General features: G+C 39.2%; 15 protein-coding genes. 7 read left to right on the top strand and 8 right to left on the bottom strand.

The window, feature by feature from the left end:
- Positions 1–158 precede the first annotated feature (158 nt).
- Genes ABIB30_RS13570 through ABIB30_RS13555 form a run of 4 tightly spaced genes read left to right on the top strand, consistent with a single transcriptional unit; the run spans position 159 to position 2,903 of the window.
- The gene (locus ABIB30_RS13570) at positions 159–788 is read left to right on the top strand and encodes an ABC transporter ATP-binding protein (protein WP_354302852.1); all 630 of its coding nucleotides are present in this window, start codon (positions 159–161) and stop codon (positions 786–788) included.
- Entirely contained in the window at positions 785–2,014 is a 1,230-nt protein-coding gene (locus ABIB30_RS13565) for an ABC transporter permease (protein WP_354302850.1), read from the top strand. Before ABIB30_RS13570 ends, ABIB30_RS13565 begins: the two co-directional genes overlap by 4 nt.
- Before the next feature lie 2 nt (positions 2,015–2,016).
- Positions 2,017–2,466, top strand: a complete 450-nt coding sequence (locus tag ABIB30_RS13560; RefSeq protein WP_354302848.1) for a hypothetical protein — start codon at positions 2,017–2,019, stop codon at positions 2,464–2,466.
- A complete protein-coding gene (locus ABIB30_RS13555; protein WP_354302846.1) occupies positions 2,466–2,903 on the top strand; it encodes a Fur family transcriptional regulator in 438 nt (145 codons plus the stop codon). The genes ABIB30_RS13560 and ABIB30_RS13555 overlap by 1 nt, the downstream gene beginning before the upstream one ends.
- Positions 2,904–2,966: 63 nt before the next feature.
- On the opposite strand, the gene ABIB30_RS13550 is transcribed toward ABIB30_RS13555, so the two are convergent.
- The gene (locus ABIB30_RS13550) at positions 2,967–3,467 is read right to left on the bottom strand and encodes an FKBP-type peptidyl-prolyl cis-trans isomerase (RefSeq protein WP_354302844.1); all 501 of its coding nucleotides are present in this window, start codon (positions 3,465–3,467) and stop codon (positions 2,967–2,969) included.
- Between the two features lie 11 nt (positions 3,468–3,478).
- The gene (locus ABIB30_RS13545; protein ID WP_354302842.1) at positions 3,479–5,491 is read right to left on the bottom strand and encodes a thioredoxin domain-containing protein; all 2,013 of its coding nucleotides are present in this window, start codon (positions 5,489–5,491) and stop codon (positions 3,479–3,481) included.
- A 164-nt stretch (positions 5,492–5,655) separates the two neighbouring features.
- On the opposite strand from ABIB30_RS13545, the gene ABIB30_RS13540 reads away from it, so the two are divergent.
- Both ABIB30_RS13540 and ABIB30_RS13535 read left to right on the top strand, forming a co-directional pair.
- Entirely contained in the window at positions 5,656–6,525 is an 870-nt protein-coding gene (locus tag ABIB30_RS13540) for a pirin family protein (RefSeq protein ID WP_354302840.1), read from the top strand.
- A gap of 12 nt (positions 6,526–6,537) precedes the next feature.
- The gene (locus ABIB30_RS13535; RefSeq protein ID WP_354302838.1) at positions 6,538–6,846 is read left to right on the top strand and encodes a GNAT family N-acetyltransferase; all 309 of its coding nucleotides are present in this window, start codon (positions 6,538–6,540) and stop codon (positions 6,844–6,846) included.
- A 61-nt stretch (positions 6,847–6,907) separates the two neighbouring features.
- On the opposite strand, the gene ABIB30_RS13530 is transcribed toward ABIB30_RS13535, so the two are convergent.
- From ABIB30_RS13530 to ABIB30_RS13505, 6 genes are all read right to left on the bottom strand, one after another.
- Positions 6,908–7,660, bottom strand: a complete 753-nt coding sequence (locus ABIB30_RS13530; RefSeq protein ID WP_354302836.1) for an SDR family oxidoreductase — start codon at positions 7,658–7,660, stop codon at positions 6,908–6,910.
- A 38-nt stretch (positions 7,661–7,698) separates the two neighbouring features.
- Positions 7,699–8,439: an SDR family oxidoreductase gene (locus ABIB30_RS13525; protein ID WP_354302834.1), complete on the bottom strand. Its 741-nt coding sequence runs from the start codon at positions 8,437–8,439 to the stop codon at positions 7,699–7,701.
- 85 nt (positions 8,440–8,524) lie between these two features.
- Positions 8,525–9,463 (bottom strand): helix-turn-helix domain-containing protein, encoded by a 939-nt coding sequence (locus ABIB30_RS13520; protein ID WP_354302833.1) that lies wholly within the window; start codon positions 9,461–9,463, stop codon positions 8,525–8,527.
- 99 nt (positions 9,464–9,562) lie between these two features.
- Positions 9,563–10,774 (bottom strand): DUF3472 domain-containing protein, encoded by a 1,212-nt coding sequence (locus ABIB30_RS13515; RefSeq protein WP_354302831.1) that lies wholly within the window; start codon positions 10,772–10,774, stop codon positions 9,563–9,565.
- Between the two features lie 107 nt (positions 10,775–10,881).
- Positions 10,882–11,838: a glycoside hydrolase family 25 protein gene (locus ABIB30_RS13510; protein ID WP_354302829.1), complete on the bottom strand. Its 957-nt coding sequence runs from the start codon at positions 11,836–11,838 to the stop codon at positions 10,882–10,884.
- A gap of 33 nt (positions 11,839–11,871) precedes the next feature.
- Positions 11,872–13,242, bottom strand: a complete 1,371-nt coding sequence (locus ABIB30_RS13505; protein WP_354302827.1) for a dipeptidase — start codon at positions 13,240–13,242, stop codon at positions 11,872–11,874.
- Positions 13,243–13,543: 301 nt separating this feature from the next.
- Here ABIB30_RS13505 and ABIB30_RS13500 point away from each other — a divergent pair, with 301 nt between their 5' ends.
- Entirely contained in the window at positions 13,544–15,850 is a 2,307-nt protein-coding gene (locus tag ABIB30_RS13500; RefSeq protein ID WP_354302825.1) for an ATP-dependent helicase, read from the top strand.
- The last annotated feature ends 65 nt before the right edge of the window (positions 15,851–15,915 follow it).

Genomic DNA, 15,915 nt, shown 5'->3' with positions numbered 1-15,915 from the left:
ATAAATGCAATATAATTGCATTTATATTTACCAAGAGACAACAATCCTGAAAACAGCGCGTTTACCTGTTCAAATGCAGTAGCAAACTCTTTACATATATTCTATATGCAATAAACTTGCATATAGTACTTTTGTTAAAATTAAACAGACTCATACAAATGATATCCATCAAATCAGTTTCACACAGTTATGGCAATGCCCACCGCATTGGCTTTAAAGACTGGGAAATCAATAATGGCGAACAATGGTTACTTTTAGGAGAATCGGGCAGTGGAAAAACGACACTGTTACACATTCTTACCGGAATATTAAAACCTGCCGCGGGGGCAGTAAATATGGATGGTACGTCCATATATTCCCTATCTTCCCGTGAGCTTGATCAATTTAGAGGCAGAAATATAGGAATCATCTTTCAGCGCCCGCATTTAATTAAAAGCCTCACAATTGCAGAAAATCTGGTTATGGCTCAGAGTTTTGCCCATCTTCCAGAAGACTTGAAAAGAGCAAATGAAGTCTTAACCTCATTAGGCATAGCGGACAAGAAAAACAGTTATCCCAGTGAATTAAGCCAGGGACAACTGCAAAGAGTATCTATCGCCCGCGCAGTAATCAATAAACCAGCCCTGTTAATTGCAGATGAGCCTACTTCAAGTCTGGACGATAAAAATGCACAGGCTGTACTTGAATTATTACTGCAGCAATCTGGTTTAAACCAGGCCACATTAATTGTCGCCACCCATGATAAAAGAGTTAAAGATGCATTTACAAATACTTACGAATTAAAATGAGCCCGTTAAAAATCAGCTGGAAAAGTTTATGGTCTAAACCATTATCCTCCGCATTAAATATTATGCTCATTGCCTTCGGTACGAGTATATTGACGATTCTGCTTTTAGCCTCCACACAAATCGGAGAGAAATTAGATCACAATGCTAAAGACATCGATCTGGTGGTTGGTGCCAAAGGAAGCCCGCTTCAGCTTATTCTGAGCAGCATCTATTATATAGACTTCCCGACCGGAAACATTCCATTGAAAGAAGCACAAGAATTATCGCGCAGTCCTTTTGTTAAAAAAGCTGTTCCCTTAGCACAAGGCGATAATTACCAGGGGATCAGAATCGTAGGTACGGATAGCAATTTTGTCAGCATCTATAAACTAAAGACCAGTACAGGTAAATTCTGGAATGCCGATTTTGAAGTCACTATAGGCTCAACCGTTGCCATCAATCAGAAACTAAAAATCGGAGACACCTTTTTCGGTGCCCACGGACTCACAGGGAGTTCAGACATTCATAAAACGCATGCCTATAAAGTGGTCGGAATTTTAACTTCTCAGGGAAATGTTACAGACAACCTGATTCTGACTAATATTTCAAGCGTATGGAAAATGCACGAAGACCATGAAAAAGAAGAAGCTGCAGAACATCATGAACACCAGGACCACAGGCCAGACCAAACAGGACACAATGATGAAAAGGAAATTACCGCCCTGCTTATTCAATACAGGTCACCGATGTCTGTAGTCATGTTTCCAAGAATGGTCAATCAATCTACCAATTTACAAGCCGCTTCTCCCGCGATGGAAAGTACCCGCTTATTCTCTCTGATAGGCGTTGGGGTAGATACACTACAATGGTTTGCTGCCCTGATTATGCTCATTGCTGCGATTAGTGTATTTGTAAACTTATACAATTCCCTAAAAGAAAGAAGTTACGACCTGGCTATTATGCGGACACTTGGCGCTTCCAGAAGCCAATTATTCTGTATTGTGATTTTTGAAGGAATCCTGCTTACTTTAGCTGGTACAATTATTGGAATAGTTTTGGGACATTTAGTCCTGCAGCTTATCGGAAACTATCAAGAAAGCAGTCAGGCCAGACTCAGTGGGTTTATCTTGCTGAAGGATGAAATTTATTTATTTGTTGCCGGGCTGGCGATTGGTATATTTGCAGCTGTAATTCCTGCCATGCAGGCTTACCGGTCAAATATCTCTAAGATATTGTCTAAAAACTAAATATGAACACGCGAATGAAACCACTGCTCATTATATTCTTACTACTTTCAGGCTATGCAGTGAAAGCTCAGCATAATCCGAACGACCAGATCAGCTCTTCTAATTGGGACGTGATTGGAGGAGTAGATTTTAAGATTGTGAAGGATACACAGATGTATCCTATATATAATGCCGATATTAAAAAATACGCGAATAAGCCATTTGAACTGGAAGGATATTTAGTCCCGATTAAAGACGGGATGAAACAGACTAAGTTTATGCTTTCAACCCTTCCTATTAACCAATGTTATTTTTGCGGGAAAAATGGCGTACCGATTATGGTGATGGTTGAGCTTGCTGAACCGATTAAATTCACCTATCAAACTATAACCATTAAAGGAACGCTGAAATTAAGCACCGGAAATGCAATGGACAATCCACCAATAGCACTAGTTAACGCAAAGTCAATCTAATGAACATGAAAATCGATCCTACGAACATACTCAAAGAACACGCGCTGAAACATACCAAACAAAGAGTTCGTGTTTTAGAAGAGATAGCCTTAGATACTGTCGCCATTTCGCAACCCGAACTGGAAAAAAAGCTCGGTAAAGAAATTGACAGGGTAACACTTTACCGCATCTTAAACATTTATGAGGATAAAGGAATTCTGCACCGGATTATGGATATGAACGGAACGGCTAATTATGCCATTTGTTCTTCTTCCTGTTCAGCAGAACATCATCACGATGAACATATTCACTTTAACTGTACCACCTGCAATAAAATATATTGTCTGGATGTTGCAGTGCCACATAGCACAATGCCAAAAGGGTTCACAGCTAAAACAGTAAATACAACTGCCTATGGAACTTGCGAAAAGTGTAATCTTGAAGTTAAAAAGAATTAACAAACATAAAAAAAGGTGCGGAAGTTAATACCTCCGCACCTTTTTTGTTATAATTTATCAGGATTAGTGTCCTGCGTGTCCATCAGCACCATGTGCATGACCGTGACTTAATTCTTCTTCAGTTGCTTCACGTACCGAAAGGATTTTACCACCAAAAATCAGGTTTTTACCAGCCATCGGGTGGTTTAAATCTACTGAAATAGTAGTATCATGAATAGCAGTAACACCTGCTCTGAAGTGATTTCCTTCGTTATCCTGCAAAGGAATAACATCACCTACATTAGGCAGGTCAACATCTTTGAACATATCTTTTGGTAAGTCAGCGAAAGCTCCCGGATCTAAATCACCGTAACCATCAGCTGCACTCAGCTCAAATTTATACTCATCACCAACATTTAATCCAGTTAAATGCTCTTCAAATTTAGGCAACATCATACCTGCACCGTATAAGAATACCAATGCATTTTGCTCATCAGCTTTTTCTACGAAAACTTGTTGTCCCTCTTCATTAGTCGTATGCAGTTCGTACGTTAATGAAACTACTGTATTGGGTTTAATACTCATTGGAATCTTATTTAGTTAATTAATTTTAATGCTTCTTCAACTGTTGTTACAGGCAGCTGACATGATTTATTTCGGCAAATATAGATTTTTGTTTCAATGCTTTGCTTATCTTTTAACAAAGGAAGTATAGAATTTGTTCCTCCTAATATAATTTTGTTTGGGATGTACCTCTCATTCAGTGATTTCCTTACCTGAGCAGTAGAATCTCCAGTTAATGCAATTTCATTAATTCCAAACACTTCATTCATCATCTGGATTGCCCAGTTCGAATAAGCAGAGCCATAAGTTTTAATTTGAGGATGTACAGCAGCCAGCATCGCATCTGCTTTTTCCGTATATCGGATCTCATCAAATAATAAGCCCAGATTTTTTAAATTTTGTGCCATGACTGAGTTCGCAGCAGGAATCACATTGTCCATAATCTCATGCTTACGTGCAATTAGTGACTCTCCATTTGCAGGGGTATAAAACAACATCGGGCTGTCCAGATCACGAAAATTGCTCAACACCCAATCTGTCAGTTTCTTTGCTTCCAATAACCACCGGTCTTCAAAATCAGCCTCATATAAGGCAATTAACGCAGCGATAAAGAAAGCATAATCATCAAGGAAGCCCGTGATTGAAGCTTTATTATGTTTATAATTCCGGTACAATCCACCATTTTCGGCCGCCAGGTTAACCAGAATAAAATCTGCAGCTTTTTTTGCCGCCAGGTAAAACTCTTCCCGGTCAAAAATCTGACTGCTTTCTGCCAATGCCTTAATCATCATCGCATTCCACGCAGTCAAACACTTATCATCTAAGCCTGGATGCATTCTTTTACTCCTTACCGCCAGTAATTTCTCTTTAGCAAGGTTTAACTTCGTTGTGAAATCAGCAATCGGAATACCTTTTAATTCAGCATATTCTTCTGGCGCATATTTTCTGAGCAGGATATTGATTTCTTCCTCTTCCCAATTTCCCTGTGCTGTCACATTGAAATAATCTGCCATTAGTGCAGCATCAGCACCTAGTATTTTCTCAAACTCCAATAAATCCCATACATAGAATTTACCTTCCACCCCTTCACTGTCGGCATCCAAAGCAGAATAGAACAATCCTTCGGGAGAAGTCATTTCGCGCTCTATCCAGGTAATGGATTCTATAGCTACTTCTTTAAATAATTGAATACCTGAAAATTGATAAGCTTCGGCATATAAACTGATGAGCTGCGCATTATCATATAACATCTTTTCGAAGTGAGGCACATGCCAGTTACCATCTACAGAATACCTGGCGAAACCGCCACCTATCTGATCATAAATCCCGCCAAATGCCATCTTTTCCAAGGTCAGCAACGTTGCTACATGCGTTGCATTTTCCTTCATTAAATGACTGTAACGCAATAAAAACTGCCAGTTATTAGGCAAAGGAAATTTAGGCGCCCTGTTATATCCCCCCTCCATCATATCGAAATTACGTTTCCAGGGTGTAGTGATATCCTGTAAGTCTTTTTCTGTATAAGGCGTAGTTCTGATATTAGGAATAACTTTTTCTGAGTTCCGGATACCTTCAGTTAGCTGAACGGCATATTGTTCTGCTTTACCCGGCTCAGTTTGCCATAAATCAGCAACGTTTAACAGAATATTGATCCAGTCCTCTTTTTTAAAATAAGTGCCTCCATAGATTGGCCGCTGATCTGGTAAACAAATACAATTCAGTGGCCAGCCCCCACTTCCAGTCATCAGCTGGATAGCCAGCATATAAATCTGATCAATATCAGGTCTTTCTTCCCGGTCTACTTTAATACAAACAAAATGTTTATTCATCACCTCTGCTACTTCGTGCAGCTCAAAGCTTTCCCGTTCCATCACATGGCACCAGTGGCACGCAGAATAACCAATACTGACCAAAATCAATTTGTTTTCCTGTTTTGCTTTTGCTAACGCTTCTTCCCCCCATTCATACCAGTTTACAGGATTATAAGCATGCTGTAAAAGGTAAGGCGAAGAGGCGCGGATTAAACTATTAGGTTCCAGATTCATACTACAAAGATAAAAACAATTCTGTACGGGCAGGCTACTTCTTATCCTACATCAAGTGATCCGGACGCTGTTCAAGGTATATTTGTATAACGAAAATCAACGCGGGTTGTTGTTAAATTGTTTTAACACAATCGTTTTGATTACCTCAAAAAAGGAGAAATAAAATGAAGAAGTTAATTGAAAAAATCGTGACAAAACCTGGTCAGCCAGGCATGGTGGGTGACGGGTTCAGAGTATTTAACTATATACCTGGAGCTGATATTTCTAAAAGAAGGATCAGCCCGTTTTTATTAATGGATTTTAATGCAGCATATGATTTTGGCCCCTCAGCTCACATCAGAGGAGTAGATGTTCATCCACATAAAGGTTTTGAAACGGTTACTATTGCTTATCAAGGCAGCATTGCCCATAACGATAGTGCAGGAAACAGTGGAATTATTAATGCTGGTGATGTACAATGGATGACTGCCGGAGAAGGAATTCTGCATAAAGAATACCATGAAGAAAATTTTTCTAAAACAGGAGGGCTTTTTGAAATGGTTCAGTTATGGGTAAATCTTCCTAAAAAAGATAAATGTGTTCCTGCGCATTACCAGGAATTAAAAGCTGCCGGAATGGGAAAAGTTGAATTACCAGATCAGGCAGGTACAGTGAACGTGATTGCTGGAAACTTTAATGGGGTAACCGGGCCAGCTGAGACTTATACCCCGGTAAACCTGTTCGACATTAAATTAAATGAAGGTGGAGAACTGACTACTACAATCACTGCAACGCATAATACTGCGTTGTTAGTTGTGAATGGTAGTATAATTATCAATGATGAAATCGCGACAGAACACAGTTTTGTATTATTTGAGAATACAGGGGAAGAAATCCATATCAAGGCAAATCAAAAAAGTGTTATCTTATTATTAAGCGGAGCACCCATTGATGAACCGATAGTAAGTTATGGCCCTTTTGTAATGAATACAGCAGAAGAAATCCATCAGGCAATTGAAGATTTCAACGCTGGCAAATTTGGTGTATTGAGTTAAATGTAAAAAGACATGAATGAAGAATATGTAAATCTACCCCTGGTTAAGAATCAGGACAAGAACCGTTTCGAACTTAAAGTGGGTGATTATACCGCATTTATAGACTATAAAGAACGAAGCAAGAAGATCTGGCTCATTCATACCGAAGCACCAGAAGAGTTGAAAGGCAAAGGTGCAGCAACTGCTGTGATCGAAAAGACACTGGCATATCTGGAAGAAAACGAGTATAAACTGATTCCCCTATGTCCGCTGGTGGTGGCCTACCTTAAACGCCATACCGATTGGAACCGGATATTAGATGAAACCGTTGACCCTTTCTAATTGATCAATAAATAAGAAGCCCTTTCAAAGGGCTTCTTATTCTTTTAACAGAGTTTCTTATTTAATTTGTTGCACCTCCGTTAACCAGCAGATGTTGCCCGGAAACAAACGAAGAAAGCCCGCTTGCGAAAAACTCAGCAAGATTAGCCACATCCTCAACTTCTGCCAGCCTGCCCATCGGACAGCTATCCACCAATTGTTTTCTTAGCTCAGGATAACTATCTGCTGCTGCAAAAATACCAGACTTATCAACTGCGAATGGAATGATAGAATTTACAGTGACTCCTCTATGTCCTATTTCTTTAGAAAGGACATCTACCAAATAACGTGGTGTAGTTTTACTTCCTCCATAAATAGCCATTCCTGCTACAGGAAATGCAGTCGTACTGGAAGCAATATAAATGATCCTGCCATTGTCCGACACATGTTTAGCTGCTTGCTGCATCGTAAAATAACTACCTTTAGTGTTGATCGCAAACAGTCTGTCAAACTGCTCTTCCGTAAAATCAAGTACCGGCATTTCTACCATCTCTATTCCTGCATTGGCGACTACAATATCAATCTTACCAAACGCAGTGATAGCTTCAGCGAATAACCGTTCCAGGTCTGCCACTTTGCTGACATCAGCTTTAACAGCCAATACTTTTACACCCATCGCTTCTATATTGCTCACTAATTCATCGGCCGACACTTTATCTCTTGAATAATTGATAACAATATCAGCTCCTAATGCTGCATAACGCTCTGCAATTGCTTTACCTAAACCTCTTGCTGAGCCTGTAATCAAGGCTACTTTATTTTTTAAATCGTACATACTCATCAATGATATAATCGTTAAGAAAAAGACCCGTATTAAGCCATTCCACCATTAGCACCAATATTCTGTGCATTAATCCATTTCGCCTCATCGCTTGCAAGGAATACAACCAGTTTAGCAATATCATCAGGTTCACCGATCCGGTTAAAAGCAGAAAGAGCGGCTAGCCTGTCAATCACTTCCTGAGGTTTACCTTTTGTAAACAGTTCTGTATTGGTCGGGCCCGGAGAAATTGAGTTTACATTGATTCCGCGGCTCCCCACTTCTTTAGAAAATACACGGGTTAATTGTTCTACAGCTGCCTTGGTCGCCACATAAGTTGCATAACCAGGTAACATAATCCGGTTAACTGAAGTAGAGAAATTAATGATACTGCCCTGATCCGCCAAATGCGTTGCGGCTTCACGCATTGTATTAAAAGTACCTTTAACGTTGACATCAAATTGACGGGTAAAATCTTCGTCTGTGGTGTCTTTGATTAATTTGGTAATCATAATACCAGCATTGTTAACCAATACATCCAGCCTGCCATAATGTGCGATTGCCGCCTCAAAGAGGTTTTTCACCTGATCTGTTTTACTCACATCAGCCTGAACAGCGAATGCATCGCCTCCAAGAGCCTGGATACTGGTAACAGTTTCATCCGCAGCTTCCTTACCACCAGCATAATTAACGACTACTTTTGCACCAGAAGCTGCCAGTTGATGGGCTATAGCTGCACCTATTCCTCTTGATGCACCTGTGACTAAGATTACTTTTCCGTTTAGCGTTTTCATAATTGCCTTGTTTTAATGACAAGACAAATATGACTATTCTGGCCGCTTCGAAAAATATGAAGATTACAGGATAAGATATGAATCTCTAAGATGTAGTACCAGCTTGTTGTTTCCGATACAAAACAGGGGAAAGATCAGTATGTTTTTTAAAATAGTTACTGAAGTTTGTGGCCTCACTGAACCCCAAACGGTAGGCAACTTCCTTGATAGAAATAGCAGAATTCTGGAGCATAGCTTTAGCTTCGGCAATAGTTTTTTCTGAGATCCAGGTACCAACTGCTTTACCTGTTTTACTTTTAACCACGTTATTCAAATAATTAGGATGCAGATTTTGTGCGTCTGCATAGTCCTGGACTCTGAACAGCAACTGCACTTCGCCTGCTGCAAGTTGTCTATAATGTTTTTCAAGGTTTTTTTTGAAATCCTTCACAATCTGAGAACTTCGGTTTCCCTCATATATTGGATTATAATCCTTCCAGAAATATTCTTTAACCTTTAACAGAAGCACCACAAACAAACTTCCTATCATCCTGTTCTTATAAACTGAATCAGAAAAATAAGCCGTGTTAATTTGCTGGTAAAGCTGTTCAAATTCTGCAAATACCGCAGGTTCTAAAACTCTGGGTGGGACTGTTTCCGCTAAAAGAAAAGGAAATTCATCAAAAATATCGGCATGTACATTCTCTTTCAGAAACGACTCACTTAAAGTGACCAGATAAACTTCTTCCAGCGTACGCCATTCATAAGATTTGAAATGTCCCGGATTGGTAAAATATACGGTACCCGGTTTGATTTCAAATAGTTGCTCGTCTGTTGTGTATTTCCCTGAGCCATTTTTCACAAAAACAAAAGAGAAGAAATTTGTCCGGTAGACCGGTGATTGATAAGGAATAATCAGATGAATATCTTTCAGGTTATGAATCGTAAAATCAGCATTCTCATCAATTGATTTTTTCGGTAAGCCCAGGTAATTATACTGATCCAGCAATTTATTGAAGACCAGTGTTTTTTCCGTTTCTTTCATCTGATGCAAGTTTAGCCGATTAAACCGACTCTTTCAAATTAACCGTTTAATAGTTATCATAATATAGCGGCGCTAGTCAAAACCAGCGCCACTACAATACTATAGAATATTTACAGTAACCGGAACAGATACGCCATTAAATATATCTGTAATGGTTACTCTTGCCCTCAGCGTTCCACTAGCGGCAACACTAATAACTGCTTTTCTTTTTTCAGGCAATACCTCATTAACTGTTTGTACCACAGTTCCTGATGCATTTAAAATTTCAACCTTAGAAGAAAACTGAGGACTAAGATTAGCAGTAACTTTCCAGTCTACAGTAGCCTGCGCCCCATTGAGCTTAGCGGTTACTCCATAGACAGAACCTATAGTCAGAACAGGAGCATCACCCTGGTTCGTTTGTACAGGTAAAACGAGTGTTCTACCAGTTCCAAAAGCTGCAGCAGGTTTCACATTTCCACCATGCTCCATAAAATAAGCATCTTCAGTGGCATCATACCCAGCGTTAAAGCTACGGTCATAAATTCCGTTTCGGCCAGCATCATTGGCATTTGCACTAAAAGAACGGCTGCTATGTTTTTGCCATTGATTGCTGGTATTCAAATTCCAGCAGTCTTTAAAAAATGCCTTTCTTTCAAAGCGTCCATCATCAGCAGCATTCGTACCATCCCAATTTTCCAGAAAAGCATCATTTCCAGAACCCAAAAATGTAGTTCTTTCAGGTATAGCTAGTGTAGAAGTATGAAACCAGTTACCAGTTGATAGGTTTTGAATAAAAGTTCCGATAAAAAGTTCTCCATTAAACTTCCATGACCGGATAGCAATATTATACCAGGTGTCTTTAACCCATTTATAAGGATTGATAGTTTTATATCCGTCCCCTTCTCCACCAAAGCGACTGGAAACCGTCCCCGCCCCGGTATAGGCAACTCTGGAATAGATTTTACCCGCAGTATTCGGATCCCATAAAGAAGCAATCAGGATATTCGGCGTACCAAAGGATTTATCCGGAGTTTGTTGAAGTCCATTATAACCTCCAGAGAAATTATTCACAGAGAAATACTCTTTATCAGCCGTTTTTGTGATTTTAATCTTTTGCATTTTAAGGATAGCATCCGAAGGAAAAGAGAAATAGAGATGCTGAGATGGTGCCGCATTTTCCCCGGTAACTGAGACTGCCGATACCTGATCTGAAGATTTTCCGGGGACAGCACCCGCAGGAGAAATAGCAGATTTTGTGCAGCCTGTAAAGCATAGCAGTGCATAAACTGAAAGAATAAGAGGTAATACTGTTTTTGATAAGTTTCTCATAGGTTATAAGGTTTGGTTTATAACCTATAATTTAGAAAAACTAAAATATACAGCGCAGAATAACACTGCGCAAACGTTTGATTTACAACAAGATCATCATTCTTAAATTATTTGATCAGCAATTGCTGAAAAGATACACTGTCCCCCCTGAACGCATTGAAATCTACCACATGATTAATCCCCGTAATCCTCGCTTTATCTGAGTGCTGCCAAAAAGACCATTTTGTATTTGCACCAGCTTTCAGCTCTGCCTTATAATAATGTGCAATCCACAAGGGATACCCATCAAAATGTCCTTTCAGATAATCTTTATAAAAAACCAGGCCAGAATAAATGATAGGTTTGACGCCTGTTTTTCTTTCTACATGAGTGATAAAATCCTTCAATTCTACACGCATTTTCTCAGGAGATACGCCACTTAAGGTTTCAATATCAATTACCGGAGGTAAATCTCCAGACTCATATTTAACGGTTTGCAAGAAAAAACGGGCTTGCCATAAACCTGATTTTTTAGGAATAAAATAATGATAAGCACCACAAATAATACCTGCTTTTGGTGCCTCCCGCCAATTGCGCTGAAAATATGGATCAACACTTGACACCCCTTCCGTAGCTTTAATAAATGCAAATTTGATACTCACATCATCATCCTTCATGGCTTTTACCTTAGTCCAGTCAATCTTACCCTGATAAGAAGAAACATCAATTCCGTGAATCGTATACCGTTTAGGAATTTGAATATCAAAACTCTTATAAGTCCGGTAATTCGGATCTTCCCCAATATCCAGTATCCAACGGGTTGTCGAAGTAAAAAGCTTCAGCACATACCCATAATATAACGGCGAGAATAAAATGAGCAGTAATCCTGTAATCACAAACTTCCATTGCAATGAAAGCCCTTTTTTCTTCTTCGAAGCAGGCTTTCTACGCTTTGGAGCTACTTTCGGAGCTGTTTTCGGAGTCGCTTTAGGTACAAGCGGCTGATCAAAAATAAGCTTTCCCTGGTTGGAAGGTGTTTTCTTTATAGGTGGAGGCACGGGGTAAAAATACAAAAGGGCAGCCATTCGGCCACCCTTTGTTGATAGAATTATCTAAAATTATTTACTCAGTTCTGCAAAATACTTGTGGAACAAAGGCAAAGTTTCAATTCCTTTATAGTAATTGAAGATATCATATTTCTCATTTGGTGAGTGTAAAGCATCACTGTCAAGACCAAAGCCTAACAATACAGATTTAATACCCAGCACATCTTCAAACAAAGCAACGATAGGAATACTACCACCACCTCTGGTTGGAATTGGCTTTTTACCAAAACTAGTTAAGATCGCCTTTTCAGCAGCACGGTAAGCAACGCTATCAGTAGGGGTAACTACTGGCTCACCACCGTGATGTGCAGTAACTTTTACCTTTACAAAATCAGGAGCGATACTTTCAAAATGCTGCTGGAAAATAGCAGATATTTCATCTGAACTCTGGTGAGGCACCAGGCGCATAGAAATTTTAGCATTTGCTTTAGATGGCAGTACTGTTTTAGCACCCTCACCGATATAACCACCCCAGATACCATTTACCTCTAAGGTTGGTCTTGTACCCGTACGTTCTAAAGTAGAATATCCTTTCTCACCCCATTCCGCATTGATATCAAGATCTTTTTTATAGTCATTCAAGTCGAAAGGAGCAGAATTTAAAGCAGCTTTTTCATCCGCTGTCAAGTCTACCACTTTATCATAAAAAGCAGGAATAGTAATATGATTATTCTCATCATGTAACGAAGCAATCATTTTACATAAAATAGTGATTGGATTGGCAACCGCACCACCATAAACACCTGAATGAAGATCTCTGTTCGGGCCAGTAACTTCCACTTCCATATAAGCTAAACCACGTAAGCCAGTTTCAATAGAAGGATTTTCCATACTGATCATAGAAGTATCAGAAATCAATACCACATCCGCTTTCAAACGCTCAGTATTCGCTTTAACGAAGACACCAAGGTTACTGGAACCTACTTCTTCTTCCCCTTCGATCATAAACTTCACATTACAGGCAAGCGTATTGGTTTTCATCATCAATTCGAAAGCCTTCACATGCATGTAAAACTGTCCTTTATCATCACAAGCACCGCGCGCATAGATTTTACCATCACGAACAGTAGGCTCAAAAGGAGGTGTATGCCATAATTCCAATGGATCTGCTGGCTGCACATCATAATGACCATAAATTAAAACAGTAGGTAATGCTGCATCAATAATTTTCTCTCCATATATGATAGGATATCCGGCAGTCTCACAAATCTCCACTTTATCTGCACCCGCTTCTTTCAGCTTTTCCGCAACAAAGGCAGCGGTTTTCAATACATCACCTTTATATTTTGGGTCTGCACTTACTGAAGGAAAACGTAATAATTCAAACAACTCGTCTAAAAAGCGTTGCTTGTTGTCTTCTACATATTTTTTGATCTCTTGCATAACAAATGATTGTTTATAATTTAAAACCCGAAGCCTTGTTTTTCTTGTCAATCAAGCCCGGTATTTAAGCGGTTAAAACTAGAAAAAAATTCCCAGACTAGTTGTAAAAAGATCCTTTCTTTACTTCTCCTAATGCGAATTGCAGATTCAGAAATCATGGAAGCAGGGACCCATTAATTAAGTCAGACGATACTGTTGTAAGCTTCATCGAAAGATAAAAAAATAAAACATGACCTGATTGAAATAAGAGGTATAGTTTTGTTATTTTTGTACCTTTTCATACGCAAAACAGTATTTCAATTTGGATTATTTAGCAGGATTAAACCCTCAGCAACGTGCAGCAGTAGAGAATACTAAAGGACCGGCAATGATTGTCGCTGGTGCGGGATCAGGTAAAACAAGGGTAATAACATATCGGGTTGCACATCTTATAGAAAAAGGTGTGGATGCTTTTAATATTTTAGTATTGACCTTTACGAACAAAGCTTCGAAAGATATGCGTGAGCGTATCTCAAAAGTTGTGGGTACAGAGGCAAAAAACTTATGGATGGGAACATTCCACTCTGTTTTTGCCAAAATATTACGTGTTGAAGCAGAAAAAATTGGTTATCCTTCTAATTTTACTATTTATGATACCGATGATAGTAAAAGTCTGATCAGATCTATCTTGCGCGAAATGCAATTAGATGATAAGTTATACAATGCGAATTTTGTCTATAACCGGATCTCTTCTGCAAAAAACAACCTGGTCAGTCATGTAGAATACATGAAAAGTGCCGAAATTCAGGCAGAGGACATTAGCAATAAACGTCCTTTGATCGGTTCTATTTATGAAACTTATACCAAACGCTGCTTTAAAGCGGGGGCAATGGATTTTGATGATTTACTTTTCAAAACCAATGTCTTATTGAAAGATCATCCCGATGTACTGAATAAATACCAGCAGAAATTTAAGTACCTGATGGTGGATGAGTACCAGGATACTAACTTTTCACAATACACAATCGTAAAAAAACTGGCAGCAGCTTATCAGAACATTTGTGTGGTTGGTGATGATGCACAAAGTATTTACGGTTTCCGTGGTGCAAACATTCAGAATATCCTGAATTTCGAGAAGGATTATCCGGATTTAAAAGTCTATAAATTAGAGCAAAACTACCGCTCTACCCAAAATATTGTTGATGTTGCCAATAGCATCATTGCAAACAACAAAAATCAGCTGGAGAAAAACGTATTCTCTGAAAATGAATCTGGTGACAGAATTAAAGTATCAAGAGCGTTTACTGATAATGAGGAAGGTAAAATAGTCGCAGAAGCTATCGTTCAGGACAGAACTTCAAAAGGGTTAAATTATAGTGATTTTGCTATTCTTTACCGTACCAATGCCCAGTCAAGAGCAATGGAGGAAGGTTTAAGAAAACTCAATATACCATATAAGATTTTTGGAGGGTTATCTTTCTATCAGCGTAAAGAGATTAAAGATTTAATTGCTTACTTCCGTCTTACTTTCAATCCAAGTGACGAAGAAGCAATCAAAAGGGTTATTAATTATCCAAAAAGAGGATTAGGTGATACTACAGTTGATAAAATCATAGTAGCTGCTGACCAGCATAATATCACGATGTGGCAGGTAGTCTGTGAACCGCAAACTTATATTGCAGGCCGGATTGCTAACCAGCTGAATGATTTCTCCGTATTGATTCAGAGTTTCCAGGCAGAAGCCAAAAAGCTGGATGCCTATGAAACTGCTTTATATATCGCACAGCATTCTGGTATTTTGAAAGAACTGCATACCGATGACAGTGTAGAAGGCCGCAGCAGGTATGAAAACATCCAGGAATTATTGAATGGTATTAAAGAATTTGCCGAGCGTGAAGATATCGAAGATAGAAGCCTTGCTATTTTCATGCAGGATATTGCGCTTTTAACGAACGATGACCGCCAGGATGATAAAGAGAAAGATACCGTTTCAATGATGACGATCCACTCTGCAAAAGGACTGGAATTCAAGAACGTTTTTGTAGTAGGATTGGAAGAAAACCTGTTTCCTTCGCAAATGTCATTGAATTCAAGAACTGATCTGGAAGAAGAACGCCGTTTATTCTATGTCGCCATTACCCGCGCAGAGAAAAAGCTGACCCTGACTTATGCAACTTCGCGATACCGCTGGGGAACACTGACCAATTGTGAACCAAGTCGATTTATTAGTGAAATCAGTGCAAAATTTCTGGAACTGGAAGTAGTTAAAGCACCTAAAACAAGTTTATCATCTGATAGCTTTGACGGGGAACGCAGGTCTTGGACACAGCAGAGAGACTCTTTCAGCAAACCTAAACCAGCATCCTCAGGATCAGCTACCCAGACCGCTCCTGTAAGACCAAAAACGAGTACAATGCTGCCTACTGCACACATCCCTACCCCAGGTTTTACACCTGATGCAGCGAGTGCATTTCAGAACGGCATGGAAGTTGAACATGAGAAGTTTGGATTTGGCAAAATTATCAATCTGGAAGGTACTTTACCAGACGTAAAAGCGACGGTATTTTTCCAGGGATTAGGAAACAAGCAATTGTTATTAAAATTTGCTAAATTGCGGATTGTAAAATAAACTTTATCTTTAAAGAGCTTATTACAATAAACAGGGCCAGAGCCCTGATAATCCTCCTTCAGCGA

The sequence above is a fragment of the Pedobacter sp. UYP1 genome (genome assembly GCF_040547305.1).
Classification (GTDB): domain Bacteria; phylum Bacteroidota; class Bacteroidia; order Sphingobacteriales; family Sphingobacteriaceae; genus Pedobacter.
Note: the sequence above shows the minus strand (reverse complement) of the source record. Positions and strands in the feature narration are given on the sequence as shown.

Excerpts from the sequence above, each read along its gene's own strand:
- ABIB30_RS13570 (WP_354302852.1), top strand. The coding sequence starts at position 159 with ATGATATCCATCAAATCAGTTTCACACAGTTATGGCAATGCCCACCGC.
- ABIB30_RS13565 (WP_354302850.1), top strand. The coding sequence starts at position 785 with ATGAGCCCGTTAAAAATCAGCTGGAAAAGTTTATGGTCTAAACCATTA.
- ABIB30_RS13560 (WP_354302848.1), top strand. The coding sequence starts at position 2,017 with ATGAACACGCGAATGAAACCACTGCTCATTATATTCTTACTACTTTCA.
- ABIB30_RS13555 (WP_354302846.1), top strand. The coding sequence starts at position 2,466 with ATGAACATGAAAATCGATCCTACGAACATACTCAAAGAACACGCGCTG.
- ABIB30_RS13550 (WP_354302844.1), bottom strand. The coding sequence starts at position 3,467 with ATGAGTATTAAACCCAATACAGTAGTTTCATTAACGTACGAACTGCAT.
- ABIB30_RS13545 (WP_354302842.1), bottom strand. The coding sequence starts at position 5,491 with ATGAATCTGGAACCTAATAGTTTAATCCGCGCCTCTTCGCCTTACCTT.
- ABIB30_RS13540 (WP_354302840.1), top strand. The coding sequence starts at position 5,656 with ATGAAGAAGTTAATTGAAAAAATCGTGACAAAACCTGGTCAGCCAGGC.
- ABIB30_RS13535 (WP_354302838.1), top strand. The coding sequence starts at position 6,538 with ATGAATGAAGAATATGTAAATCTACCCCTGGTTAAGAATCAGGACAAG.
- ABIB30_RS13530 (WP_354302836.1), bottom strand. The coding sequence starts at position 7,660 with ATGTACGATTTAAAAAATAAAGTAGCCTTGATTACAGGCTCAGCAAGA.
- ABIB30_RS13525 (WP_354302834.1), bottom strand. The coding sequence starts at position 8,439 with ATGAAAACGCTAAACGGAAAAGTAATCTTAGTCACAGGTGCATCAAGA.
- ABIB30_RS13520 (WP_354302833.1), bottom strand. The coding sequence starts at position 9,463 with ATGAAAGAAACGGAAAAAACACTGGTCTTCAATAAATTGCTGGATCAG.
- ABIB30_RS13515 (WP_354302831.1), bottom strand. The coding sequence starts at position 10,774 with ATGAGAAACTTATCAAAAACAGTATTACCTCTTATTCTTTCAGTTTAT.
- ABIB30_RS13510 (WP_354302829.1), bottom strand. The coding sequence starts at position 11,838 with ATGGCTGCCCTTTTGTATTTTTACCCCGTGCCTCCACCTATAAAGAAA.
- ABIB30_RS13505 (WP_354302827.1), bottom strand. The coding sequence starts at position 13,242 with ATGCAAGAGATCAAAAAATATGTAGAAGACAACAAGCAACGCTTTTTA.